Origin of the sequence: Kiloniella laminariae DSM 19542, from assembly GCF_000374005.1 — a bacterium.
In the GTDB taxonomy this organism is placed as follows: domain Bacteria; phylum Pseudomonadota; class Alphaproteobacteria; order Kiloniellales; family Kiloniellaceae; genus Kiloniella; species Kiloniella laminariae.
This window is the reverse complement of record NZ_KB893168.1, coordinates 13,373-36,441: the sequence shown is the minus strand read 5'-3', so window position 1 is coordinate 36,441 and position 23,069 is coordinate 13,373. Positions and strand designations below refer to the sequence as shown.

Sequence of the window (23,069 nt, the reverse complement as noted above, 5' to 3'; positions counted from 1 at the left end):
TTATTTTTCTGTCTCGATCAGCCCTTTGACAAAGAGCTTTTGCATGGTGACGACAACGATAACGGGCGGGATCATACCCAGAATTGCAGTGGCCATGACGTAGTGCCAGATCGGGTCTGAATCTGGTACGGCCATCATCCGCTGAATACCCATAACCACGGTGTAATAGGAAGCATCCGTCGTCACCAGCAATGGCCAGAGATACTGGTTCCAGCCAAAGATAAAGAGAATGACAAAGAGAGCAGCGATATTTGTTCGTGAAAGTGGCAGAAGGATATCAATAAAGAAGCGGATTGGTCCGGCACCGTCCATTCTGGCCGCCTCAATCATTTCATCTGGAATGGTCATATAAAATTGTCGGAACAGAAACGTTGCCGTTGCCGAGGCAATCAGCGGAATGGTCAGTCCAGCATAGCTGTTGAGCATTCCCAATTGGGCAATGACTTCAAAGGTTGGAAGGATTCTGACCTCGACCGGCAGCATCAGGGTCATGAAAATCATCCAGAAAATTGCTTGCCGGAACGGAAACTGAAAATAGACAATCGCATAGGCCGAGATGATCGAAATGGTAATTTTTCCAACAGCAACACAAATGGCCATAACCAGACTGTTTGTGATCATCAGAAGAATGGGCGGTGCACCAGAGTTCTTTTCTCCTTCAAAAAGAATACTGCTGTAGTTTTCGATAAAATGTTCGCCGGGCCAGAGAGGAACCTGACCGGAAAAAAGAGCAGAAGCTTCCTGGGTTGAGACAACAAAGGCAAGCCACACCGGCAGTGCAATAAAAGAAATGCCGATAATCAGCGCCAGATGTGAAAAAAAGGTGAGGAGGGGGCGGTTCTCGACCATCAGTAGGTTACCTTCTTTTCAACATACTTGAACTGGAAGACAGTCAGCCCCGAGACAATAATCATCAGGATGACTGACTGGGCTGCTGAGCCACCAAGATCAAGACCGATAAAACCATCATTGAAAACCTTATACACCAGTATTTCAGTGGCCTTTGCTGGCCCCCCCTGCGTGGTCGCATGGATAACCGGGAAGGTTTCGAAAAAGGCATAAACCAGATTTACAACCAGCAGGAAGAACGTGGTCGGGGAAAGCAGCGGGAAAATAATGGTTTTGAAACGATGTGCCGGTCCTGCCCCGTCGATAGCCGCAGCTTCGATCAGCGGTTTGGGGATCGACTGCAGACCGGCAAGGAAGAAAATGAAGTTATAACTGATCTGTTTCCAGGCCGAGGCCACGATTACCAGTACCATTGCCTGCCATCCATTGAGGTAGTGATTCCATTCGTATCCCAGCGCATTAAGACCAAAACCAATGACACCAATGGTCGGATTGAACATCAGAAACCACAAAACCCCGGCAAGGGCAGGGGCAACGGCATAAGGCCAGATCAGGAAAGTCTTATAGAGCGTTTCCCCCCGGATTACCCGGTCGGCCATAATCGCCAGAAACAATGCCATGGATATAGCCAGAAAGGCCGTTGAAAAACTGAACAGCAGCGTGCGTCCAAATGCATCCAGATAGGTGCTGTCTGCAAAAAGCTCTTCAAAATTGGCAAACCAGACAAATTCACTCGAAAGCCCAAAAGGATCCTCGACGAGAAAAGATTGATAAACAGATTGGGATGCTGGCCAGATAAAAAAGATGATCGTGATCAGGACCTGTGGTGCGACCAGAAGATAGGGCAGAACTTTGTTATCAAAACGGACCTGTTTCTGCATTTCGTTATCCATAGGGGAAAGTAGAAGGAAAGGTGCCCGGTAAAATAACCGGGCACCTGACGTAGAGATTCAAAACCTGGAAAAAACCTTAATTTGTTTTTTCAAATTTGCGCAGAAGCGCGTTGCCACGTTCAGCTGCTGTATCCAAAGCATCCTGTGCAGATTTATCACCTGCCCATACGGCTTCGAGCTCTTCGTTGATGATGTCACGGATCTGAACAAAGTTGCCAAAACGCAAGCCTTTGGAATTGGCTGTTGGCGCCTTGTTGTTGATCTGCTTGATCGCCACATCAGTTCCAGGATTTTCTTTATAGAAACCTTGTTCTTCCGTCAGGGTTGCTGCTGCGTTTGTAATCGGCAGATAGCCGGTGAACTGGTGCCAGTCGGCCTGAACCTCTGGTGAGGAGAGGTAGGTGAAAAACTTGGCAACGCCTTTGTACTCTTCAGACTCACCTCCGGTCAGGACCCAAAGGGTTGCACCGCCGATAATAGAGTTCTGTGGTTCAGCAGCCAGTTCAGGCCAATAAGGCATAGGCCCGACACCAAAATCAAACTTTACGTTGGTTTTCACACCGGCATAGGCAGCAGAAGAGTTCATATACATGGCGCATTCTTCGCTATAGAACTTGGGCGCGGAATCCGAACGGCGTCCACCATAATCAAAGATCTTGCTTTTTTGCCATTCAGCCAGCTTAGAAATATGCTTCACCTGAGCCGGGCCATTGAACTGGAACTCTGTATCCAGACCAGCAAAGCCGTTTTCCTTGGTACCGAAAGGCAGGTTGTGCCAGGCGGAGAAATTCTCAAGCTGCACCCAGGATTGCCATGCAGTCGTCATGCCGCAGGTATAACCGGCAGCCTGAAGTTTCTGGGCTGCTTCTTCAAACTCAGGCCAGGTGCTCGGTGCCTTGTCTTCCAGTCCGGCTTTTTTGAAGGCATCTTTGTTATAATAAAGGACCGGTGTTGAGCTGTTGAACGGCATGGAGAGCATATTGCCGTCCGTATCGGTGTAGTAACCTGCAACTGCCGCCAGATAGTCTGCTGGATCAAAACTTTCTCCTGCATCTGACATCAACTGGTACACAGGGTAAACAGCACCTTTGGCACCCATCATTGTCGCGGTGCCGACTTCGAATACCTGAACGATATGTGGCTGTTGTTTCGCGCGGAAGGCGGCGATCGCTGCTGTCATTGTTTCGGTGTAGTTGCCCTTATATACGGGAACCAGTTTGTAATCAGCCTGGGAAGCATTAAAATTTTCGGCGATAGAGTTCACTTTTTCGCCCAGGGTCCCCCCCATGGCATGCCACCATTCAATTTCTGTTGCGGCATTGGCGGTTGAAGCCAGGCACGAAAGTGCGCCAACAGCTGCAAGCGTTTGTTTGAACATTGTATTCTCCCTGTTGCGAGGATCTTGAAAAATATGCGGGACCCACTTAATGCGAGTTCATTTGAGCTATTTATATGCTTCATATGAAACTAAAGCTACAACTATTAGTCAATTAAAAGACACGGTAGGAAATCTTTTTCTATCTTCATCTGTTCCTCTGTTCCTATTAATCCTTGGCCCGTGTATAAAAGGACCCTAGGAAAAGAAGCCAATGAATTCAGTATCTATAGCGATTTGGCATTTTTGACTTGAAATGCAGATTGACGAAATCTGCCCCAAAGAGCATCACTGAGCAGGGCAGAATCAAGGCTGTCAGATCTATTACTGTTTGTCTCGTAAAGCGGAGTCCCGAAAATATGTCCAAGTGGCGCAGAAACTTTAACAAACTTGGTTTGATACTGTTGGTCTGTACCTTTTTGCCACTCATTTTCTCTGCCGCCTCGGCAAGAGTTGATCCTGACAGCGAATTTGATCAGATGCTTCTTTCCTGGGAAGGGGTTATTGCCGAAACGTCCCTGTTTTTCAAGGAGGGGGAACCGGACAGCAAGGGCATCAAAAAAATCCGGGAGCGACTTGAACTAACCCGTAAAGAGGCCTTCACCTTTGTTGAGTCTCTGCGGCCGACAGAAATCCAGTTGCGTAAACAGATCAAGGATTTGGGGCTGGAAGGTGAAACGCCCGAGCTTCCACAGGCAGACAGAACCGCCACCATCAAACGCAAGCTTGAATCTGATGCTTCAATCATCAACGGAAAAATCAAACAGACAGAACTCATTATAAATGAACTCGACGAAGCCCTTGCCCTGCTCACCAGAGTTGAGGGGGAGCAGTTTGTTCAACAGGTTTTTATCAAAGGCCCCATACCTATATCTCCCGGGTTGTGGAGTGACTTTTTTGTGCTGCGTGGCACGGCCTGGGAGCTGTTCTTTGGGCAGTTGAAAGATGATCTGTCTTTGGTCCGTTCCGAATTTGATGCTGAACAGGTTGTGCCTCTCTGGCTGATATTTCTCTCTGGCATGTTATTGATTGTTTATTTCCTCAACAAGATGTCCAGCCGTTACGGAATTGATACATCGGCGGAAATGCCTGCCTATCACAAGCGTGTTCTCTCTGCTTCGATCTATGCCTTGCGACGCTCGCTCTGGACATCTGTTGTTCTCGGGTTGACCAGTATTGTCCTGTTCTGGGGCAATTCACTTGAACCTGCCATAATGGAAACAGGTACAGCCCTTCTGGTTGGTTTACTTTTCTTTACCATAACCGAAGCCATAACCAAGGCTGCACTCTTTCCTCATAACCAGCAGTGGCGTGTCATACCCATTCCTGACTGGGCGGCACGGCAGATCAGGGGGATTGCCCTGGTTATTGCTCTCATTTTCTCTTTTGATCTTTTCCTCAGTGTCATGATGGATGTTGCTCAGGCGTCAGCCAGCCAGATCCTCTTGTCAAAATTCTTTACCTCTACAGCAATGGCGCTGCTGATCATCTTCCTGCACCGGAAAAAACTGTGGCGGATTGCAGGGGAGTTGCCGAACGAGCTTGTCCAGGTTTCTGCCCTTTGGTCCCGGTTCCGTAAAATCATTGTTGTGTTTATGACAGCAATGATAGCAGCAGCCCTTCTGGGGTTTATTCCTTTGTCCCACTACGCAGTCTTTAATGTGGTTGAGACAATTGAACTCTTGCTCTTGCTGATACTGTTACATGTTTTGATCCAGGAAGTCGCTCGTTACGAATTATCTGGCGAAACCCACCTTGGCCGAAATCTGCTCAATATACTCGCACTCGACGAAGAGGGGGCAAACAGACTGTTTTTCTGGATTGTTTTTGTCGCCAACTGCGGAATCTTTGTCATTGGCTTTATTGGAATCCTTCTGGCCTGGGGAGTAAGTGCCCAACACCTTTTCAATGTCATCCAAAGTATTCTCACTGGTTTCAAAATCGGGGAAGTCAGAATTTCTCTGGTAGATATTGCGGTAGCTGGCAGCATTTTTCTAGGTCTTCTGTTCGTTACAAGGCTATTTGCCCGCTTTCTGGAAGAACGACTTTTACCAAACACCAAGCTGGATTCTGGGGTGCGGAACGCGATCAAGGCGTCGGTCGGCTATGCCGGACTGGGACTGGCTGTTCTTATGGCTGTTTCAGTTGCCGGGCTGGATCTGTCCAATTTGGCGATTGTCGCTGGTGCCCTATCTGTGGGGATTGGTTTTGGATTACAAAGTATCGTGAACAACTTTGTTTCAGGCCTGATTCTGATCTTTGAGCGCCCGATAAAACAGGGTGATTGGGTGGTGGTAGGTACTGAAGAAGGGATCGTAAAGAAAATCAAGGTCAGAGCGACAGAGATCGAGACATTCGACAGGGCTTCGGTAATTATCCCAAATTCTAATCTGATTTCGGGCACCATGAAAAACTGGACCCACAAAACCAAGATCGGACGTATTTCGGTTCTCGTCGGCGTTTCCTATGACAGTGATGAAGAAGAGGTCCGGGATCTGCTGGTTGAATTGGCTTCTGCGCATCCGGCACTGTTGAACAAGCCGGGACCTTATGTCCTCTTTACAGGTTTTGGCGCCAGCTCTCTTGATTTTTCTCTTAGGGCTTTCCTGCGGGATGTTGAGGATAGTGCCTCCGTTGCCAGTGATCTCCGCTTTGCCATTCGAAAAGCTTTTCGGGAGAGAGGGATCGAAATTCCATTCCCGCAGCACGACCTTCATATCAGAACAACAGCTCTGCCGTCCCCGGCAACGGCAGACAAAGGGGACAATAAATTACCCAAAACAGAGCAACCTGAAGAGAAACTCTGAACAGTCCTGAATACATCTGTTGTGGTTTCTGGTGAGTGTTTTTGCCATATATTTGGGAATAATGTGGGAATTGAGCTTTCTATCTTGCGTTGCGAGGGAGATGACTTCATAAAGAAAGTGGTTCTCTATCGCATTGTGAGGGTTTTATGTCAGCATCTTCTCGTCAACAGGAAATCATGCGGGCTATCCGTCTGAAGGGAACCTGTGCTGTGTCTGAAATTGCAGCCTCCCTGTCTGTTTCAGAAGAAACCATTCGCCGTGATATCAAGCCGATGGTGGCTGAGGGGCTGGTGATCAAGACCCACGGCAAGGTTACCATGCCAGATGATATCAAGGAGCCACCATTTCATCAGCGCATGCAGGAAAATATGGATGCTAAGGTAAAAATTGCCAAGGCAGTAGCGCGGCTGATTGAAGATGGAGAAACGGTTTTTCTGCACCCCGGTTCGACAACAAATTATGTTGCCCGCGCCCTGTGTGATCATCGTGATCTTGTCATCCTGACCAACTCTGCCGAGATTTCTCGCACTTTGGTCAGTGGGCCGGGGAATGAAGTCTATATGGCGGGGGGATTGTTACGAACCGATGATGCCGCGGCTGTCGGCCCTACGGCAATTGATTTCATTAAGAATTTCCGCGTTCAGACGGCCGTGTTTTCAATCGGTGCCGTCACGGCTGGCGGATTGATGGACTTTCGCTTGAGCGAAAAAGAATTCTGTCGGGCGGTAATGGACCGGGCTGAGCGGGTTATTGTCGCCGTGGATCACACAAAATTTGAACGCAAAGGTATTGTCCATCTGGCTGAACTGGGTGAAATGGATCTGTTGGTTACAGATCAGGAGCCGCCAAAAGATCTGGTCGAGGCTCTTGATTCCCTTGATGTCGAGTGGTTCGTGGCCAGTTGACTGTTCCCGGTTTTTCCGAATGCCGTTTTCTGAAAAAAAATTAACGGGTGACTGACTTTCTTTCGTTCCACCAATCGGTAAGCTTTAAGCCCCAATAAACGGATTGAGCCACCAAAGGTCCAGCAGGACCGCCATTCCACTGCAGATCAAACGCTTTAAAAAGTTTATATCTTGAGCTTTCCCCTGTAATGGCTTCAGCAATCAAACGTCCGCCAATCGGTGCGGTATTCATGCCGTGTCCCCCAAAAGCAGTACAGGTCCAGACACCCGGTTTGATTTCACCTATATAGGGCATTTTGTGACGAGCATAGGCCATCAAACCGGACCAAGCAGTTTCAATTTTCACTCCCGCCAGAGCCGGATAAACATCAAGCATGTCTTGTCTGAGTAACGCGGCTAGATCTTTGGGTTCACTGGTTCTGGTTGTAACCCTACCACCCCACAGCAGCCTGTCTTCATCGACAATGCGGTAATAGTCAGAAGCCATACGATCATCAAGGATTGCCGCACCGGTTTTGATACATTCTTGCAGTAAAGGCCCAATTTTTTCGGTGACAACAACATAGGTCGTAATCGGCAGAAGTGATCGCCTGACTTTATCGAAAACCTTACCTGAATAACCGCCGCCACAAAGAACAATATCCTGGGCGTTTACTTTGCCCCTGGCAGTTGTGACAGATTTGACTGGGCTGTCCTGATCCATAGAAAGGACTTCACAGTCCTCAAATATTTTTCCACCGCGTTGCTCGATTACTCTGGCCAGCCCAAGGCAATAGTTCAGGGGGTGAAAGTGGAAACCCTGATTATCCAGATACCCCTGATGATAGCGATCCGTATTCATATAGTCCGGCAGGTCGGCTTTTGAGAGGTAGGTTAGTTCATGACCGTAATCCCGGGCCATTTTATCACAATATCGTTGCAGGCTATCCGGGTCGTGATAGCGAATAACAGATATCTTTCCCGGGGAAGGGGAGGTTTCCTTAAGGTTCAAAGTTTGAATATTGTTCCTGACAATATCAACACCCTCGCGTGACAGATCGAACAGTTGTTTAGCCCCTGTCATACCAAGCCGTTGCTCGGCAAGCTCTTCTCCTCCGGCGAAACCAGCTGTGACGAAACCACCGTTGCGGCCTGATGCCCCCCAGGCCACACGCCTGGATTCAAGAACGACGACACTTTTACCCCGGTTAATCAGTTCCTGCGCGCAACTCAGCCCGGCAAGACCACCGCCAATAATACAGACATCTGCCGATAGTGTTTCTGTCAGGGAAGGTCGCTGTGAGACATCGATTGCCGTGCGGCTGTAATAGGTATCAGGATAGGTCATGGTTTCAAAAGCTTTGTACAGAGGGGAGGGCAAGAAGAGAGAAAAACTTTTACCGGTGGCTTCTCAGAACCACTCATCTTTCAACTGATAATAAAGGTAGGCAGCCTTGAGATAGGCCAACCGAAGTGGTGGCAGCGGAAAGCGAGAGAAATTCCTGTTTAGCATTGCCGGTAAAGCAGAGGAGCGGCCCTTGTCTTTGCCGACAATTTCATCCGCAAGTGCCTGTCCGGCCCAACTTGCCATAGCAACACCATTGCCGTGATACGCCAGTGCCGCCCAGGCAGAGCGGTCCATATTCAGGGGGCCGATATAGGGAATGAGGTCATTGGTAAGGCAGACAAAACCTTGCCAGAAATGGGTGTGCTCTACTGAGGCCCATTCGGGGAACATTTTCTCAAAATCATACCGCAGGTGTTTTTCTGCAGCTTGCCTGCCCTCGGGAGAAGCATCCGTGCCGCCACGCCCGCCGAAAAGAAATCTGCCATCCGGCAAGAGACGGAAATAATGCAGCAGTATGCGGCTGTCATAAACTGTTGTTGTGCTGTGCCAGCCCTGCTGTTTGATTTCGATTTCACTCAATGGACGGGTGACAAGGATACTGGACAGGGCTGGCAACAGCTTTCCCCTGGCATCTTCAGAGAGATCTTCAGGAGTGTAGCCGTTTGTTGCCAGGACGACCTGTGTGGCCTTGAGAGAACCATTGGGCGTTTGCAGGATATGGTACTTTCCATCACGTCGCCATCTGAGTACCGGACTGTCACCATAAATTTTTACATTTTTCTGACGAAGTTCTTCGGCAAGCCCCCTGGCATATTTCAAGGGGTGGAGCCCAAATCCTACGGGGTTGTGCAGCCCGCCGAAAAGCGAGGATTTCAACCCCTGTTCCTTCAATTGATCTGCTGTAAGCAGATGCGTCTCATGAGTAAAAGTGGATCTCAGGAAGTTCTGTTCACGGCGAAAGTCCTCCATTATTGAAGCTTTGTGGGCAAGCGATATCTCTCCCTGACCGGTTTGATCAGCAGCAATCTGATGCTCATCAAGAAACGATCCGACAAAGGCGACAGACTCTTTTTGGATTTGGAAAAAGGCCCTGGCATTATCCAGGCCGTAGCGACCAATAATTTGCTGATAACTCAGTTTTGCAGCACCCATACAGCAGAAGCCGCCATTGCGGCCAGAAGCCCCCCACCCAGGTTGTGCTGCCTCAAGTACTCTGACCTCAACTCCGTGCCGTTGTTGCAGGTGATAGGCTGCCATCATCCCGCTGTAGCCACTGCCAATAACGGCAATCTCACAACTGTCATCCTTGTCCAGAGCAGGAAAAGGCGCGATCTCGGGAGCACTATCCATCCAGTAACTCTTGGCCCAGTTAGACGGCGAAAAGGCTTCTGGATGGTAGAGATACTTCATGATGGAGGGCTTTCTGTTTACAGAGGGCAGCAGATTGGCACTGAAAAGTTCCTCAGCATCACAGTACAAGCAAAGAATAACGTCAAGACTGATCTGATGCTTCCTTTAGGGGGGGGGGCAAATTTTTCAAAAGATCGTTTTACATCTGACTGCGACAACTTGCGCCTTTGCCTCATGGCTCTTGATTGCTATAACATGTATATTAAATACATATTATGATGATTAAAATCACAAGGAGCAGCAGATGGCTTACATAGTAATCATTGCAGAGATTATGACCATTGCCTGGTTTTTGCTCTTTACCCTGATGATTGACGGGTTCTACCGGGAGGGACTTACTGTTCGTCGTCAGGTCCTTGATCCTGTTGTGACATTCTTTATCGCAAACGCAAAATGGGCATACATCACAGGCATATCTGTGGTTTATGTCGGAAGTATAGTTGTTCTTTATCAATTTGTTATGGGAAATTGATAAAGTTTTAGCTTAGGAGAAGCCCTATGGAAAAACAAGATCAGATGATGATGAAAGTATCTGCCGTCACACTTATTTGGTTGCTGGTACCTATGCCACTTTATATCTGGGGAATTTTAAGCCTTTATCTGTGATGACGTCCTGAAAACACCTATTCAGACTGATGTTTGGAAGCCTCTCTCAGGAGCCATCGTCTGAAAGTCTGAAGCCGGGGAAGTCCGCGTTTTTTTTCAGGATAGACCAGATAGTAGGCATTTTTGCCACGAATACTGTGCTCGAAGGGCTGGATCAACAACCCCTTGCTCAGTTCCTCACGGATCAGAAATGCGGGGAGAAGTGCTATGCCCAGACCACTTAATGCGGCATTGATAATCATATGAAACTGCTCAAATTTGGGACCAGCAGCAGGATTGATATCCTGCGCATCAGCACCTTTGAGCCACTCCTGCCAGGCGTAGGGACGGGAGCGCAATTGTAAAAGAGTGTGGTGGCGCAGATCATTCGGCTTGTGCAGTCCCTGGCCTCGTTCCATCAAGGTCGGATTGCAAACCGGGATCATTTCTTCTCCCATCAACTTGTCCGTTATTGCTCCCGGCCAGTTCGCATCGCCAAAATGGATCGCCGCATCAATATTTTCACTTTCAAAATTAAAAGCCTCGATCCGGGTGATGAGATTGACATTGATTTCCGGGTGTTGCGAGGTGAAGCGCCCCAGACGCGGGATCAACCATCGACTGCCAAAAGTCGGCAGGCAAGCAAGCAACAACTCTCCACCGACACCCTGATAGGCCAGAAGGTTAAGCGTCGCAGCTTTGAGGTGGTTGAGGCCAGATCTGACTTCCTCAACATAACTTGCACCTGCTTCAGTAAGAACAAGGCGTTGTCGTACGCGCTCAAACAACCGGATGCCCAATTCATCTTCCAGTTGACGGATTTGGCGGCTGACGGCGCTCTGTGTCACATTCAGTTCTTCGGCCGCTTTCGTAAAGCTCATATGCCGGGCAGAAGATTCAAAAGTCCGCAAAGCAGTCAGGGAAGGGACATAACGGTACATCAATGGTTTAAACTCGCCAGTTGGGATCAGGAATCCAAAGAAACAGTCTATCGCGCGACAAACAGTCAGTCATGAGTTTAATGAATGACATTGAGAAAATATATCATTGGCCTTTGCCCGCAACCCGGCACAGAATGATAATCACAATATTCTGCCTAAAGCGGTCCTCATGTTTCGGATACTGTTTGGACCACGGCTGAAGATGACCAAGCTGGATCAGAATATTTTCTGATAAGCACAGAACAGGAAATGAACACAATGTCAGCATCTGCCAAACTCGGTAAATTTTCATGGGAAGATCCCTTTTTGCTCGACGCCCAGTTAACCGATGAAGAACGCATGGTGCGCGACAGTGCCCATGCCTACGCTCAGGAAAAGCTGATGCCACGTGTTCTTGAGGCCAATCGCAATGAAATTTTTGATCGCGAGATCATGAATGAAATGGGCGAACTGGGGTTCCTGGGGGCCACCATTGACGGGTACGGTTGTGCCGGGGTGAACTATACCAGCTACGGCCTGATTGCCCGAGAAGTAGAACGGGTAGACAGCGGTTATCGTTCCGCCATGTCGGTCCAGTCTTCTTTGGTTATGCATCCGATCTATGCCTATGGGTCCGAAGAGCAGAAACAAAAGTATCTGCCCAAACTGGCAACGGGAGAATATGTCGGATGCTTTGGCCTGACAGAACCGGATGCCGGGTCTGATCCCGGCAGCATGAAAACCCGGGCGCGCAAGGTCAAAGGCGGATACGAACTTTCCGGGGCCAAGATGTGGATCACCAATTCACCGATTTCTGATGTGATGGTGGTTTGGGCCAAGAATGATGAGGGGATCATCCGCGGCTTTGTTCTCGAGCGGGGCATGAAGGGTCTCAGCACTCCCAAGATCGAAGGAAAGTTCAGTCTTCGGGCTTCGGTAACGGGTGAGATTGCCATGGATAATGTCTTCGTGCCTGAAGAGAACATGTTCCCGGAAGTAACTGGCCTGAAAGGACCTTTTGGTTGCCTGAACCGGGCACGTTACGGGATTGCCTGGGGCGCCCTTGGTGCTGCAGAATTCTGCTGGCATGCAGCCCGTCAGTACACGCTGGATCGCAAACAGTTTGATCGTCCTCTGGCACAGACCCAGCTGGTCCAGAAAAAACTGGCGGATATGCAGACAGAAATTTCTCTTGGCCTTCAGGGCTGTTTGCGGGCAGGACGGCTGTTTGATGATGGTATTATTGCACCGGAACTGATCTCGCTGATCAAACGCAATTCCTGTGGCAAATCACTTGATATCGCCCGCATAGCCCGCGACATGCATGGTGGCAATGGTGTGTCAGATGAATATCATGTGATCCGCCATGTCATGAACCTTGAGGCCGTCAATACCTATGAAGGCACCCATGATGTTCATGCGCTGATCCTTGGCCGGGCCCAGACCGGCCTGCAGGCCTTTATGTAATCGTCACTCAAACCGACATCCCCTCTCACTGTCAGGAGAAATCGATTGAGTGATCTTAATGCTGCAGATCAAGGCAGCGCCCCGCTAGAGGGGATCAGGGTCCTTGACCTTTCACGAGTACTCGCCGGGCCATGGGTTGGTCAATCTTTGGCTGATCTCGGTGCTGATGTGATCAAGGTCGAGCGCCCGGGGGCAGGGGATGACACCCGCGCCTGGGGCCCACCTTTCATTCAGTCACCCGAAGGGGAAAACACCGGAGAGTCAGCCTATTACATGGCAGCGAACCGAGGCAAAAGATCCCTCGCCATAGACATGACCAGACCGGAAGGGCAGAAGATCCTTCAGGATCTTGCCTGTAAAAGCGATATTGTGATCGAGAATTTCAAGGTCGGTGGCCTGAAAAAATACGGTCTTGATTATCAAAGCCTCTCTGCGATTAATCCCCGTCTGGTCTATTGCTCCATTACCGGGTTTGGTCAAACAGGACCCTATGCAGAAAAAGCAGGGTACGATCTGATGATCCAGGGTATGGGTGGTTTGATGAGCATCACGGGCGAAACTGATCGCCAGCCGATGAAGGTTGGTGTTGCCGTAGTGGATGTCTTTAGCGGCATGTACGGGCTTTCAGCCATTCTGGCAGCATTGTTTAAACGTGAACGCAGTGGCAAGGGTGATCATATCGATATTGCGCTGATGGACTGTCAGACGGCGATGCTGGCCAATCAGGCCACTAATTATCTGGTATCCGGAAAAGTCCCGCAACGACGGGGCAACGCGCATCCCAATATCTCGCCCTATGAGGTCTTTGGCACCAGTGATGGTTACATGATCCTGGCCGTTGGAAATGACCGGCAGTTTGTTGAATTCTGCAAGGTTGCCGGGGCAGACGACCTTGCCCAGGACCAGCGGTTCTCAACCAACAGCTTACGGGTTGAAAATCGGGAAATACTGGTGCCTATGGTCGCCGAAATTTTGCGTCAGAAAACAACGGCACATTGGGTTCGCTCTCTTGAAGGTGCCAGTGTTCCTGCTGGTCCAATCAATGATCTCTCCCAGGTTTTTGCCGATCCCCATCTGAAGCAGCGTGGTATTCTCAAAAACTACCCGCACCCGAGTGGAACCCGGCAGGATCTGGTCTCGACACCGATGCGGTTTTCACAATCCCGGTCAGGTGCAGAAAGGCCGCCCCCTATGCTCGGACAACATACAGATGAAGTGTTAAAAGAGCTGCTGCAGGCAAGCAGCGAGGAAATTGCTAAGCTACGCCGCGTTGGCGCGATTGCCTGAAGATGTAATCTGAAGCCAAAATCACCAAGATCAATGGAAGATAATCATGACAGCAGTAACATTGAAAAAACGTACCGGTGGCGAAATCCTGGCGCAGGGCCTCAAAGGACATGGTGTCGATACAGCGTTTTGCGTTCCGGGTGAAAGTTATCTTGCTGTACTGGATGCACTCTATGACCTGAAAGATGATATCAAGGTTGTGACCTGTCGCCAGGAAGGCGGAGCGGCCTACATGGCAGAAGCTTATGGCAAGCTTAAGGGCAAGCCGGGGATCTGTTTTGTAACCCGGGGCCCCGGCGCAACCAACGCTTCCATTGGTGTACACACGGCCTTTCAGGATTCCACGCCGATGATCCTGTTTATTGGACAGGTTGCCCGTCATCAGGAAGAACGGGAAGCTTTTCAGGAAATTGATTACCGCCGCATGTTTGGCCAGATGGCCAAGTGGGTTGCCCAGATCGAGACCGCAGAACGTATCCCAGAATATCTCAACCGGGCTTTTCATACGGCCACTTCAGGCCGCCCCGGGCCTGTCGTGCTTGCTCTTCCAGAAGATATGCTGACTGAGTTTGCTGAAGTCGCTGATGCTCCTGCCTACAAAAAGGTCGCTTCTGCTCCACGACCGGAAGACATGGAGCAGTTCCGGGGTCTTTTATCCGAAGCACAACGTCCCCTGCTGCTTATCGGTGGAGGCAGCTGGACACCAGAAGCGAGTGCGGGGATCACTCGTTTTGCCGAGGACAACCGTCTTCCTGTATCCTGTGCTTTCCGGCGACAGGACAGCTTTGACAACCACCATGAACTCTATATCGGGGAAGTCGGTATTTCCCCAAATCCTAAACTGGCTGCAAGAGTTCAGGAAGCTGACCTTCTTATCGCTGTGGGTCCGCGTCTGGGAGAGATGACCACCAGTGGTTACAGCTTACTTGACAGCCCCAACACCAAACAGAAACTGGTTCATATTCTGCCGGGGGCAGAAGAATTGAACCGGGTATATCGTGCCGAGCTGGCAATCCAGAGCGACCTGACCGCTTTTGCCCGTGCAGCCAGAAAACTGGAACCGATAAAAAATCCGGTATGGCAGAAAGGTCTTGCTCAGGCCCGTACTGATTATCTTGATTTCATGAATGTGCAGCTGGGCATCAAAGACTTCCCCATGCATAAGATCAGCAGTTATCTGAGAGAAAACCTTCCCAACGATGCCATTATTACCAACGGTGCGGGGAACTATACTGTCTGGGGACAACGTTTCTATCAGTTCACTTCCTACCCCAGCCAGCTTGCCCCAACATCCGGTGCGATGGGCTATGGTGTTCCTGCTGGAATAGCGGCCAAAATTTCAGCGCCGGAACGTACGGTTGTTACCTTTGCCGGTGACGGTTGCTTTATGATGAACGGGCAGGAGATTTCGACCGCTGTGCAGTATGGCGCAGCGGTTATTATTATCGTGGTAGATAATGAATGTTTTGGAACGATCAGGATGCATCAGGAACGTGAATATCCGGACCGGGTGATCTCGACAGCTTTACGCAACCCGGATTTTGCCGCTCTGGCCCGTGCCTATGGTGCCCATGCAGAAACAGTCGATAGTGCTGAACAGTTTGCGGCAGCTTTTGAGCGTTCCAAAGCCAGTAACCTGCCATCCCTCATTCATGTCAAAGTCCCCAATCTCTGGGATTAAGCCCCTTCTGCGGTTACCCAAGCAAAAAGGGCGTTCGGAAGAACGCCCTTTTTGTATTTCGCATTGCTTTAAACAGATCAATGCCCGGTATTACACCTGATATTATTCGGCAACAGCAATTGTAGAAACTGCCATTTTACCGTTACGGCCGCGCTCAAGTTCGAACTCTACGCGCTGACCTTCGTTTAGACCCTGCAGGCCTGCACGCTCAACTGCAGAGATATGAACGAAAGCATCGTCCCCACCAGCATCAGGCTCGATAAAGCCAAAACCTTTGGTAGAGTTAAACCATTTAACTACGCCAGTCGCCATTGAAGTGACTCCTAATAACAATTCTAGTGTGACGGCCATCTAAGCCGCGGATAAGGGTTCGGCAAGGCCGGGAATCTTCTTCAGTGACCAGTGTAGGGCAGGCAGAGGAACGCCGGGACTTTTAAAACCATGCTTTATTTATCCATGAACTGCGAATAAGTGCAAGTGGGAACAGCATTTTAAGCGGCAAAAAATTGCATTTTTCATATAACGACAACAGTAATGCCGTATTATATAGCCTCGATCTCTTCGAATTGTCTTTGAGATTTGATGACTAAGCTTTGAGCGTAGTGTTTATAGTTAAAGTTACTGTTCCCCAAATCGTGTCGGATAAAACCCCAGAGTGCGGAAATTACCCCTGACAGGCAGAAGTTCACCAAAAAGCTGTACTTTTGGTTCTCTGGAATCTCTCCCTCAAAGTAATGATACAGTAATACATTCTGTTTTTCAGGAGAGAGTTCTTCTGTTAAGGCGAGGTAAGCGAGATCCCACATAGGATTGGCATTGCCAGAATACTCCCAATCAATCATATAAACTTTTGTCCCGTCATCCAGAAGATTTCCAGCCACAGGGTCGCAGTGGGAAGGGACCATATATTTTTCAATTTCTCTGGCCCGTCTGGTTATCTTTTTACAAATATCGAGAAGTTCCGGTGAAAGATCAATTTTCATTTCCTCTGCCTGGTGCAAATACTTCCAGAGTGTATCCAGGGGTGAAAAATCATTGACAAACAACTGATCAGAACTGTGTAACTTCTGAAAAGCTGTCGCAATGCGGCTCAATTGCTGGTTATTGGAAAAAGAGCTTCTCTCTAAAACCGTCGCGGTTGAAAGATAATGGCTCAGCTGTACTCCTTCAGGCGAAAAATAGAGGATCTTGCTATTTAAACCGAGCTGTTCAGCAATCGTGGCATTGTGTTTTTCATGAGCGCGATTAACAAAAAGATGACCGTCTTCTCCGGGAAGCCGCAAGACAAATTTATCAGGCAGGTGCAGCATAACAGATGATGCAGGGGCATCAGCGGCTACAGAAACAAGAATATTGTAGTTAGACAGTCCCCCCAAAGGAGAAAATGTTAATTGTCTTCTCGGGATTTTATTTAAAAAGGGGATTTCATCAATCATTTGTAGAATCTCTTGAGATGAAGGAAACATGTTGTCCCACAATAAATGAAGCCCTGATCTAACCCGTAATTTATTTAATGTTTATATAGACAAATTATCAGGACATCACCAGCTTGATGACAATGCACAGTGTGTACATGTGTTGTTTTATAAAAAGTAATTCAAAAACTAAGGACATTCTGCTCGTGGATAAACACCATAAATTTATTGAGGACCATGGCGTACGGTTAGTCAAAAGCTTTAAACTGGCTACTGGCCGCGATCTGTTTCCTCTTCGGCAAGAACAACTTGGGACAGGAGATGATCTCACGGTGGGGCAACAGCTGTTTTCCGCTCCACAGATCATTGTGTCCCATGATGGATGTGAAGACCCTTTGCTGAATTATGGCAACCGGGCAGCACTGGAGTTGTGGGACATGACCTGGGATGAATTTATCGGCACACCCTCGCGTTACACCGCCGAACCCCAGGAGCGAAACGATCGCTCATCGATGCTCGAACAGGCAAAGGTGAAAGGATATATCGACAATTATCAGGGTATCAGAATCTCCAGTAAAGGACGGCGATTTATGATCCGGAATGCAATTATCTGGTCCGTTCCCGCGTTTAACAACGGAAAGACAGGGCAGGCGGCAACATTTAGTGAATGGTATTTTTGCGATTGAATTAAGTCGCGTATAGGATATAAAGCGACGTGAATATGGTTTTTGTTTTCTTGATAGCTGAACCCGAACCAAATCACAGTCAAAAATTTTGGTTGATATCTACCCGGACTTTTTACATCCAGTGAGTAAAACCATCTGATCTGTGAGTTATTCGAAGTTTACCTGCTGGATTGTTCATGAAACCATAAAACAAGTAATGTCCCTGCTGGATGCAAAATTCCTGCTGAAAACAAGATTAGGGGCTTGAGTTGACCCGAAGCGGTTAGGAGATACCAGATGCAGTTCAAGGTCTATAGCTCGGATCACACAGTGAACCGCAAGAACATCAAACGTGATTTACAACGCATTGTTCTTGTCGTTTTACCCGGGACAGCTTCCCTTGATGTCAGTCTGATGATCCAGGCCTTGAAAACGGCCAATGCTGTCACCGGGTACGCTGCTTTTCACTGGCGTATTGCAACACTGGATGGGAAATCTATTGATCTTGAAGACGGTTTTATCCTCCATCCTCAAATGCAGATCGGCGAAGATGAAGCTCTCGACCTCGCCCTGATCTATGGGGAATGGGGAATTAACACCGGACGCTCTGTCCTGCTGTCCAACTGGCTGAAGCGTCTGGATCGTCAGGATGTATATCTCGGTGCAATCGGCGGCGCCTGTTACGAGCTTGCCAATGCTAACCTCCTGAACGGATTTGACTGTGCAGTTCCCTGGTCGTATCACGACAGCTTTCGCGAACTTTTTCCTGAAGTTCATATCAAGGAAGCCTTGTTTTACTGGGATCGAAAACGCGTTACCTGCACAGGTCGTGCGGCTTGCCTTGATATGGTCCTCAGGGTCATTGACCACCAGTGCGGGGCTGAGGTTGCAGGTCAGGTGGCAGAAGCCTTTAACTACGAAGTACGTGGCGCAGCGGCCGTGCCATTGCGCCAACGTAATCTGACACTTCAGAAGATGTCCGGAAAATTGGCTGAAGCAGTCCGGATAATGGAAGAAAATCTGGAAATGCTTATGTCAGCCGAAGAGATAGCAGAAGAAATCGGCAGCTCCAAAAGGCAGCTTGAACGCCTCTTTTCTCGCCATCTGGATTGCAGCCCAAAACGCTATTACAAACGGTTGCGCCTAAAAAAAGCCCGTGCGCTCTTGCGACAGACTGCCTTGCCTGTAAGTGAAGTAGCCGTTGCTTGTGGATTCACTTCTTTTTCTTATTTTTCAAGGGCATACCGCGGTTTCTTCGGATCAACCCCAAAAGAAGATCGCATCTCCAGACTGGGGTAGTTTACCAGTTATAATCTGGCCGGATATATAAAAGCGGAAGCGTGAAGCACTTTACAAACTGACTTGCGATTCTGATCAGATAATGCTCTCATCCGTCAGATTTTCTAAGAATTTCCAGTGGAAAAGCTACTGGAAATTATGCAATTTGTGAAAATCTGCAGGATGAATAAATGGCTCTTCAATTGAACCCTCTATCCGGACAAAAGGTTGGCATCATCGGATTGGGCAAAATGGGACGACCAATGGCAACCCGGCTCAAAAATGCCGGGGCTGAGGTCTATATCCATGGTCGTAATCGCTCCAGGCTTGCTGAGCTGGAACGATCAGGAATGATCTACTGTTCTTCTGCCGCTCAAACAGCAGAAAAGATAGACAGAGGAACTCTTCTGGTTTGTGTCAGTGATACCGCTGCACTTGAAGATGTGATCCACGGAGATCACGGTATTCTTGCCGGATTGCTCCCGGGTACCCTTGTGATTGATATGGGGACCAGCCAGGTGATGAACACCCGTTCCATCGCCGCATTAGTCCAACAAAAAGGGGCCTGTTATCTGGATGCTCCGGTCAGCGGCGGGGCTGTCGGTGCGGAAGAAGGCAGCCTCTCCATTATGGTTGGAGGTTCTGAAGAGGGTTTTCTGCGTGCGTGTCCACTGTTTGAGGTTCTGGGAAAGAATATCAATCACATAGGGCCAAGTGGTACCGGACAAATCACCAAAACAGCCAACCAGATGATTGTCGCCATGACAATTGATGCAGTTGCCGAGGCACTGGTTCTGGCGCGCGCCGCCGGAGCTGATCTTGGCAAGGTGCAAAAGGCTTTGAAAGGAGGCTTCGCTGACAGTCGTATCCTTGATCTGCATGGTCAACGCATGATTGACCGGGCCTTTCAACCCGGTGCGACAGCAACAATCCAGTTAAAAGACGTCCATCAGGCCCTGGATCTGGCCAGTCAGTCCGGTGTAACACTGCCCGGCTTATCCAAAAATGCCGAATTATGGGAAGAAATGCTGGCTCAGGGATTGGGGCAACATGATCAGTCCGGTTTTATCTGCATGCTGGAAAACCTGCAATCTGAACGGAAGAACGACTAATCGATGATACGTTTTGCCGCGAACCTGACTATGCTTTTCACCGAACTGCCCTTCCTGGAACGTTTTAAAGCAGCACGCGACTGTGGCTTTGAAGGGGTGGAGTTTCTCTTTCCTTACGCCTGGTCACCGGAAACGCTCAAAGACAGGCTCGATACAGAAAACCTGAAGCAGGTTCTGTTTAATGCGCCACCGGGTAATTGGGATCTTGGGGAAAGAGGTATTGCTGGACTTCCCGGAAGAGAAACAGAATTTCGGGAAGGGATAGATCTTGCACTTGACTATGCCAGGGCCCTCGACTGCCGGAACATTCATGTTATGGCAGGCATCTGCCCTGAAACACATTCTTTTGAACAAAATTTTGAAATCTATACACAAAATATCGCCTATGCAGCAGAAAGGGCAGCCCCCCACGCTGTTTCTATTTTGCTCGAGCCAATCAATACCCGATCTTTTCCAGGATATATCCTTTCCCGCCAGGCCCAGGCACGTGAGATCATTAACAACCTCGGTTATAAAAACCTTCGCCTGCAGTTGGACTTTTTTCATGCCCAGATTATGGAGGGGGATCTGACCAGCCTGATCCGACAGCAGCTGTCCTATGTTGAACACATCCAGCTTGCAAGTGTTCCCGACCGTCATGAGCCTGATGAAGGAGAAGTAAACTATACCTGGATATTCAGGGAGTTATCTCGCTTGTCCTACAGGGGCTGGATTGGTTGTGAGTACATTCCCCGAGGGGACACCAAAGCCGGATTATCATGGCTGAAAGAAGCCAGAAGAATTTTCGACTGAAAAGATCAGTTTTCTCACTCCAGCTGATCAAATATACTCCCTTGATAACTTTCTGATTTGATACTTGTCGTTGTTGCCCCCATATCCAACTATGTGGACCAGACACGATAAATGGCACAAGGGCCCAAACAGCACATGCGATTGACGACCTATACAGACTACTCTTTGCGGGTGCTGATTTTTGTCGGATTAAAGGGTGACAGCCTTTCGACAATTTCCGAGATTTCAGAACGATACAGTATTTCTCGTAACCACCTCATGAAGGTCGTCAACCAGCTTTCCCAGGATGGATACCTCAAGACAATCCGGGGGAAAAACGGCGGGATGCTGCTTGCCCGTGCCCCGGATACAATTGGTCTCGGAGATGTTGTTCGCGATATGGAAGACAATCTTGATATAGTCGAATGCTTCGACAAAAAGAAAGGCTGCTGTCAGATTGACGGCTATTGTCAGCTACAGGGTATTTTGGGGGAAGCGATTGTCGCTTTTTTTGAAGTGCTTGATCGTTATACCCTCAAAGATCTTATGCACAACAGGCTGGATTTACAGCGTGCGCTAAGCCTCACATGAAACAAAAAAATGCAGGCAATACAATGATATATTGCCTGCATTTAATCCATTTAACTTGCGTAGTTTATCCTTTTTTCTGCTGCTTGCGTCGCGCCATTAGATACAGCATTTCAAAAGCCATCGTAGCACCTGCCAAGGCCGTGATATCACTGATGTCATAGGATGGGGAAACCTCAACCACATCCGCGCCAACGATATCAAGACCTTCCAGTCCCCTGAGGATGGTGAGGGCCTGATGAGGAGTCAGTCCGCCTGTGACCGGTGTGCCTGTGCCCGGGGCAAAGGCCGGATCAAGGCAATCAATATCAAAAGTCAGATAAGCTTTGCGATTGCCGACAATACGACGGATTTCAGCAACGACGGCTTCTGGGCCATTTTCATGCACCCAGGGAGCATGAAGAATGTTAAAACCATGGGTCTTGTCGTTATGGGTGCGTATACCCACCTGTGCTGAAGCAGAAGGGTCAATAATGCCCTGTTTTGCGGCGTGATAGAACATGGTGCCATGGTCAATACGCTGCTGGTCTTCTTCCCAGGTATCGGAGTGGGCATCAATCTGGATCAGGGCAAGCTGCCCATGTTTTTCCGCATGTGCCTTGAGGATCGGGTAAGTGACAAAGTGGTCGCCGCCCAGTGTCAGCATGGCGGTATCTGTCGCAAGAATGCGGCGGGCATGCTCTTCAATTGCCTCGGGGACACGCATCGGTTCACCCGGATCAAGGACCAGATCACCATAATCTGCCACCGCCAGAACTTCGAACACATCCAGGCCAGAGGGGAAATGCGGGGCCCAGGAGAGGTTGGAAGATGCGCGTCGCACAGCCTGCGGACCAAGTCGTGTGCCTGAGCGTCCCGTTACTGCACAGTCATAGGGAATACCGGAAATGGCAACATCTGCTTCTGCCAGGTCACGGGTGTATTTTCGGCGCATGAAACTGGTTGCGCCGGAATACATGGGCTCAACGTCAGTTCCATAGAGGCTCTTGGCCGTAAAGGCGTTGTCGCCGGCGGAATTTACACCAGAAATTTCTGTCATATTTTTAATTCTCCAGGTCGAATTAAGTTATCATCGGGCGCGGTTTCCCCCTGGTGGAGGATTGATCTTGTCCATAAACGAGGAGACAAGAGATCCTCTCTTTTATCGGGTACCAGCTAGAAAGAGGGAGGGGTGGCAGCACTGACCACTTCACACTCTTCATCCCCGATATTCCGAAAACGATGCGGGATTTCAGCACTGAAATAATAGGCCTCACCAGCAGAGAGAACCTTTACATCAGTTCCCACAGTAATTTCAAGCTGTCCGCGAATGATTACCCCGGCTTCTTCACCGGGCTGGACAATCATTTTATCCCCCGTCGTGCCATTCGGGGGGTATTTTTCATGCAGGACACGCATTTGCCTATTTTTTCTGTTCGCCCCGACCAGTCTTACAGACATGGTGCCGTCGGACATCTCGACCAATTCATCCTTGCTATAAAAGATCTTGTCTTCCTGCTCGGGCTCCATGGTAAAGAACTCGATCATGGTAATTGGAAAGCCTGAAAGAACCTTGGACAGGGAATCGATAGAAGGACTGACCCGCTCCTGCTCGATCATCGAAATTGCCGAGTTGGTAACACCGGCCCTGCGGGCCAGCTCACGCTGAGAAAGCCCGTGTATTTCCCGCAAGGCCTTTAATCGAATTCCAACACTCGTGGTCATATTTCGCGGTCCATCCTTGGCTAAAGCATT

General features: G+C 49.1%; 21 protein-coding genes. 11 read left to right on the top strand and 10 right to left on the bottom strand.

What is annotated here, in order from left to right:
• The 3 genes from ugpE to ugpB form a co-directional block, all read right to left on the bottom strand.
• Positions 1 to 849: a sn-glycerol-3-phosphate ABC transporter permease UgpE gene (gene ugpE / locus B152_RS0118025; RefSeq protein WP_020593839.1), complete on the bottom strand. Its 849-nt coding sequence runs from the start codon at positions 847 to 849 to the stop codon at positions 1 to 3.
• Entirely contained in the window at positions 849 to 1,730 is an 882-nt protein-coding gene (gene ugpA / locus B152_RS0118020; protein ID WP_026261686.1) for a sn-glycerol-3-phosphate ABC transporter permease UgpA, read from the bottom strand. Before ugpA ends, ugpE begins: the two co-directional genes overlap by 1 nt.
• Before the next feature lie 88 nt (positions 1,731 to 1,818).
• Positions 1,819 to 3,120: a sn-glycerol-3-phosphate ABC transporter substrate-binding protein UgpB gene (gene ugpB, locus B152_RS0118015; protein WP_020593837.1), complete on the bottom strand. Its 1,302-nt coding sequence runs from the start codon at positions 3,118 to 3,120 to the stop codon at positions 1,819 to 1,821.
• 356 nt (positions 3,121 to 3,476) lie between these two features.
• Between ugpB and B152_RS25555 the strand changes: the two genes are divergently transcribed.
• Both B152_RS25555 and B152_RS0118005 read left to right on the top strand, forming a co-directional pair.
• Positions 3,477 to 5,924, top strand: coding sequence for a mechanosensitive ion channel family protein (locus B152_RS25555; protein ID WP_020593836.1), 2,448 nt, complete (start codon positions 3,477 to 3,479; stop codon positions 5,922 to 5,924).
• A gap of 146 nt (positions 5,925 to 6,070) precedes the next feature.
• Positions 6,071 to 6,829 (top strand): DeoR/GlpR family DNA-binding transcription regulator, encoded by a 759-nt coding sequence (locus B152_RS0118005; RefSeq protein ID WP_026261685.1) that lies wholly within the window; start codon positions 6,071 to 6,073, stop codon positions 6,827 to 6,829.
• 40 nt (positions 6,830 to 6,869) lie between these two features.
• On the opposite strand, the gene B152_RS0118000 is transcribed toward B152_RS0118005, so the two are convergent.
• Positions 6,870 to 8,156, bottom strand: a complete 1,287-nt coding sequence (locus B152_RS0118000) for an NAD(P)/FAD-dependent oxidoreductase (protein ID WP_026261684.1) — start codon at positions 8,154 to 8,156, stop codon at positions 6,870 to 6,872.
• Between the two features lie 63 nt (positions 8,157 to 8,219).
• Positions 8,220 to 9,566 (bottom strand): NAD(P)/FAD-dependent oxidoreductase, encoded by a 1,347-nt coding sequence (locus B152_RS0117995; protein ID WP_026261683.1) that lies wholly within the window; start codon positions 9,564 to 9,566, stop codon positions 8,220 to 8,222.
• A 244-nt stretch (positions 9,567 to 9,810) separates the two neighbouring features.
• Between B152_RS0117995 and B152_RS0117990 the strand changes: the two genes are divergently transcribed.
• Positions 9,811 to 10,038, top strand: a complete 228-nt coding sequence (locus B152_RS0117990) for a hypothetical protein (RefSeq protein ID WP_020593832.1) — start codon at positions 9,811 to 9,813, stop codon at positions 10,036 to 10,038.
• 151 nt (positions 10,039 to 10,189) lie between these two features.
• Here the strand turns inward: B152_RS0117990 and gcvA are convergent, their stop codons facing one another.
• On the bottom strand, positions 10,190 to 11,092 hold the full coding sequence (gene gcvA, locus B152_RS0117980) for a transcriptional regulator GcvA (protein ID WP_020593830.1): 903 nt from the start codon (positions 11,090 to 11,092) through the stop codon (positions 10,190 to 10,192).
• A 258-nt stretch (positions 11,093 to 11,350) separates the two neighbouring features.
• Here gcvA and B152_RS0117970 point away from each other — a divergent pair, with 258 nt between their 5' ends.
• From B152_RS0117970 to B152_RS0117960, 3 genes are read left to right on the top strand one after another with little or no spacing between them, the layout of a single operon-like run.
• Complete coding sequence (locus B152_RS0117970; RefSeq protein WP_020593828.1) at positions 11,351 to 12,538, top strand: acyl-CoA dehydrogenase; 1,188 nt, start codon at positions 11,351 to 11,353, stop codon at positions 12,536 to 12,538.
• Positions 12,539 to 12,583: 45 nt separating this feature from the next.
• Entirely contained in the window at positions 12,584 to 13,825 is a 1,242-nt protein-coding gene (locus tag B152_RS0117965; RefSeq protein ID WP_020593827.1) for a CaiB/BaiF CoA transferase family protein, read from the top strand.
• Positions 13,826 to 13,871: 46 nt separating this feature from the next.
• Entirely contained in the window at positions 13,872 to 15,506 is a 1,635-nt protein-coding gene (locus B152_RS0117960; protein ID WP_020593826.1) for a thiamine pyrophosphate-binding protein, read from the top strand.
• 102 nt (positions 15,507 to 15,608) lie between these two features.
• Here the strand turns inward: B152_RS0117960 and B152_RS0117955 are convergent, their stop codons facing one another.
• Both B152_RS0117955 and B152_RS0117950 read right to left on the bottom strand, forming a co-directional pair.
• Entirely contained in the window at positions 15,609 to 15,818 is a 210-nt protein-coding gene (locus B152_RS0117955) for a cold-shock protein (protein ID WP_020593825.1), read from the bottom strand.
• Positions 15,819 to 16,048: 230 nt separating this feature from the next.
• Positions 16,049 to 16,942, bottom strand: coding sequence for a choline/ethanolamine kinase family protein (locus B152_RS0117950; RefSeq protein ID WP_020593824.1), 894 nt, complete (start codon positions 16,940 to 16,942; stop codon positions 16,049 to 16,051).
• A gap of 116 nt (positions 16,943 to 17,058) precedes the next feature.
• Between B152_RS0117950 and B152_RS0117945 the strand changes: the two genes are divergently transcribed.
• The 5 genes from B152_RS0117945 (at position 17,059) to B152_RS0117925 (ending at position 21,338) form a co-directional block, all read left to right on the top strand.
• Positions 17,059 to 17,607 carry an MEKHLA domain-containing protein gene (locus tag B152_RS0117945; protein WP_211212241.1) on the top strand — a complete coding sequence of 183 codons (549 nt, stop codon included), beginning with the start codon at positions 17,059 to 17,061 and terminating at the stop codon, positions 17,605 to 17,607.
• 276 nt (positions 17,608 to 17,883) lie between these two features.
• Complete coding sequence (locus tag B152_RS0117940) at positions 17,884 to 18,885, top strand: GlxA family transcriptional regulator (RefSeq protein ID WP_020593822.1); 1,002 nt, start codon at positions 17,884 to 17,886, stop codon at positions 18,883 to 18,885.
• Between the two features lie 170 nt (positions 18,886 to 19,055).
• On the top strand, positions 19,056 to 19,976 hold the full coding sequence (locus B152_RS0117935) for an NAD(P)-dependent oxidoreductase (protein WP_020593821.1): 921 nt from the start codon (positions 19,056 to 19,058) through the stop codon (positions 19,974 to 19,976).
• A 3-nt stretch (positions 19,977 to 19,979) separates the two neighbouring features.
• Positions 19,980 to 20,768 (top strand): 2-oxo-tetronate isomerase, encoded by a 789-nt coding sequence (otnI, locus tag B152_RS0117930; RefSeq protein WP_020593820.1) that lies wholly within the window; start codon positions 19,980 to 19,982, stop codon positions 20,766 to 20,768.
• Positions 20,769 to 20,879: 111 nt separating this feature from the next.
• Positions 20,880 to 21,338 (top strand): Rrf2 family transcriptional regulator, encoded by a 459-nt coding sequence (locus tag B152_RS0117925; protein ID WP_020593819.1) that lies wholly within the window; start codon positions 20,880 to 20,882, stop codon positions 21,336 to 21,338.
• A gap of 64 nt (positions 21,339 to 21,402) precedes the next feature.
• On the opposite strand, the gene speB is transcribed toward B152_RS0117925, so the two are convergent.
• Both speB and B152_RS0117915 read right to left on the bottom strand, forming a co-directional pair.
• The gene (speB, locus tag B152_RS0117920) at positions 21,403 to 22,374 is read right to left on the bottom strand and encodes an agmatinase (RefSeq protein ID WP_020593818.1); all 972 of its coding nucleotides are present in this window, start codon (positions 22,372 to 22,374) and stop codon (positions 21,403 to 21,405) included.
• A 116-nt stretch (positions 22,375 to 22,490) separates the two neighbouring features.
• Positions 22,491 to 23,039, bottom strand: coding sequence for a cupin domain-containing protein (locus B152_RS0117915; protein WP_020593817.1), 549 nt, complete (start codon positions 23,037 to 23,039; stop codon positions 22,491 to 22,493).
• Positions 23,040 to 23,069: the final 30 nt, after the last annotated feature.

What these genes read in the sequence shown, in the direction of transcription:
- ugpE (WP_020593839.1), bottom strand. Translation starts at nt 849, where the DNA reads ATGGTCGAGAACCGCCCCCTCCTCACCTTTTTTTCACATCTGGCGCTG.
- ugpA (WP_026261686.1), bottom strand. Translation starts at nt 1,730, where the DNA reads ATGCAGAAACAGGTCCGTTTTGATAACAAAGTTCTGCCCTATCTTCTG.
- ugpB (WP_020593837.1), bottom strand. Translation starts at nt 3,120, where the DNA reads ATGTTCAAACAAACGCTTGCAGCTGTTGGCGCACTTTCGTGCCTGGCT.
- B152_RS25555 (WP_020593836.1), top strand. Translation starts at nt 3,477, where the DNA reads ATGTCCAAGTGGCGCAGAAACTTTAACAAACTTGGTTTGATACTGTTG.
- B152_RS0118005 (WP_026261685.1), top strand. Translation starts at nt 6,071, where the DNA reads ATGTCAGCATCTTCTCGTCAACAGGAAATCATGCGGGCTATCCGTCTG.
- B152_RS0118000 (WP_026261684.1), bottom strand. Translation starts at nt 8,156, where the DNA reads ATGACCTATCCTGATACCTATTACAGCCGCACGGCAATCGATGTCTCA.
- B152_RS0117995 (WP_026261683.1), bottom strand. Translation starts at nt 9,566, where the DNA reads ATGAAGTATCTCTACCATCCAGAAGCCTTTTCGCCGTCTAACTGGGCC.
- B152_RS0117990 (WP_020593832.1), top strand. Translation starts at nt 9,811, where the DNA reads ATGGCTTACATAGTAATCATTGCAGAGATTATGACCATTGCCTGGTTT.
- gcvA (WP_020593830.1), bottom strand. Translation starts at nt 11,092, where the DNA reads ATGTACCGTTATGTCCCTTCCCTGACTGCTTTGCGGACTTTTGAATCT.
- B152_RS0117970 (WP_020593828.1), top strand. Translation starts at nt 11,351, where the DNA reads ATGTCAGCATCTGCCAAACTCGGTAAATTTTCATGGGAAGATCCCTTT.
- B152_RS0117960 (WP_020593826.1), top strand. Translation starts at nt 13,872, where the DNA reads ATGACAGCAGTAACATTGAAAAAACGTACCGGTGGCGAAATCCTGGCG.
- B152_RS0117955 (WP_020593825.1), bottom strand. Translation starts at nt 15,818, where the DNA reads ATGGCGACTGGCGTAGTTAAATGGTTTAACTCTACCAAAGGTTTTGGC.
- B152_RS0117950 (WP_020593824.1), bottom strand. Translation starts at nt 16,942, where the DNA reads ATGATTGATGAAATCCCCTTTTTAAATAAAATCCCGAGAAGACAATTA.
- B152_RS0117945 (WP_211212241.1), top strand. Translation starts at nt 17,059, where the DNA reads ATGACAATGCACAGTGTGTACATGTGTTGTTTTATAAAAAGTAATTCA.
- B152_RS0117940 (WP_020593822.1), top strand. Translation starts at nt 17,884, where the DNA reads ATGCAGTTCAAGGTCTATAGCTCGGATCACACAGTGAACCGCAAGAAC.
- B152_RS0117935 (WP_020593821.1), top strand. Translation starts at nt 19,056, where the DNA reads ATGGCTCTTCAATTGAACCCTCTATCCGGACAAAAGGTTGGCATCATC.
- otnI (WP_020593820.1), top strand. Translation starts at nt 19,980, where the DNA reads ATGATACGTTTTGCCGCGAACCTGACTATGCTTTTCACCGAACTGCCC.
- B152_RS0117925 (WP_020593819.1), top strand. Translation starts at nt 20,880, where the DNA reads ATGGCACAAGGGCCCAAACAGCACATGCGATTGACGACCTATACAGAC.
- speB (WP_020593818.1), bottom strand. Translation starts at nt 22,374, where the DNA reads ATGACAGAAATTTCTGGTGTAAATTCCGCCGGCGACAACGCCTTTACG.
- B152_RS0117915 (WP_020593817.1), bottom strand. Translation starts at nt 23,039, where the DNA reads ATGACCACGAGTGTTGGAATTCGATTAAAGGCCTTGCGGGAAATACAC.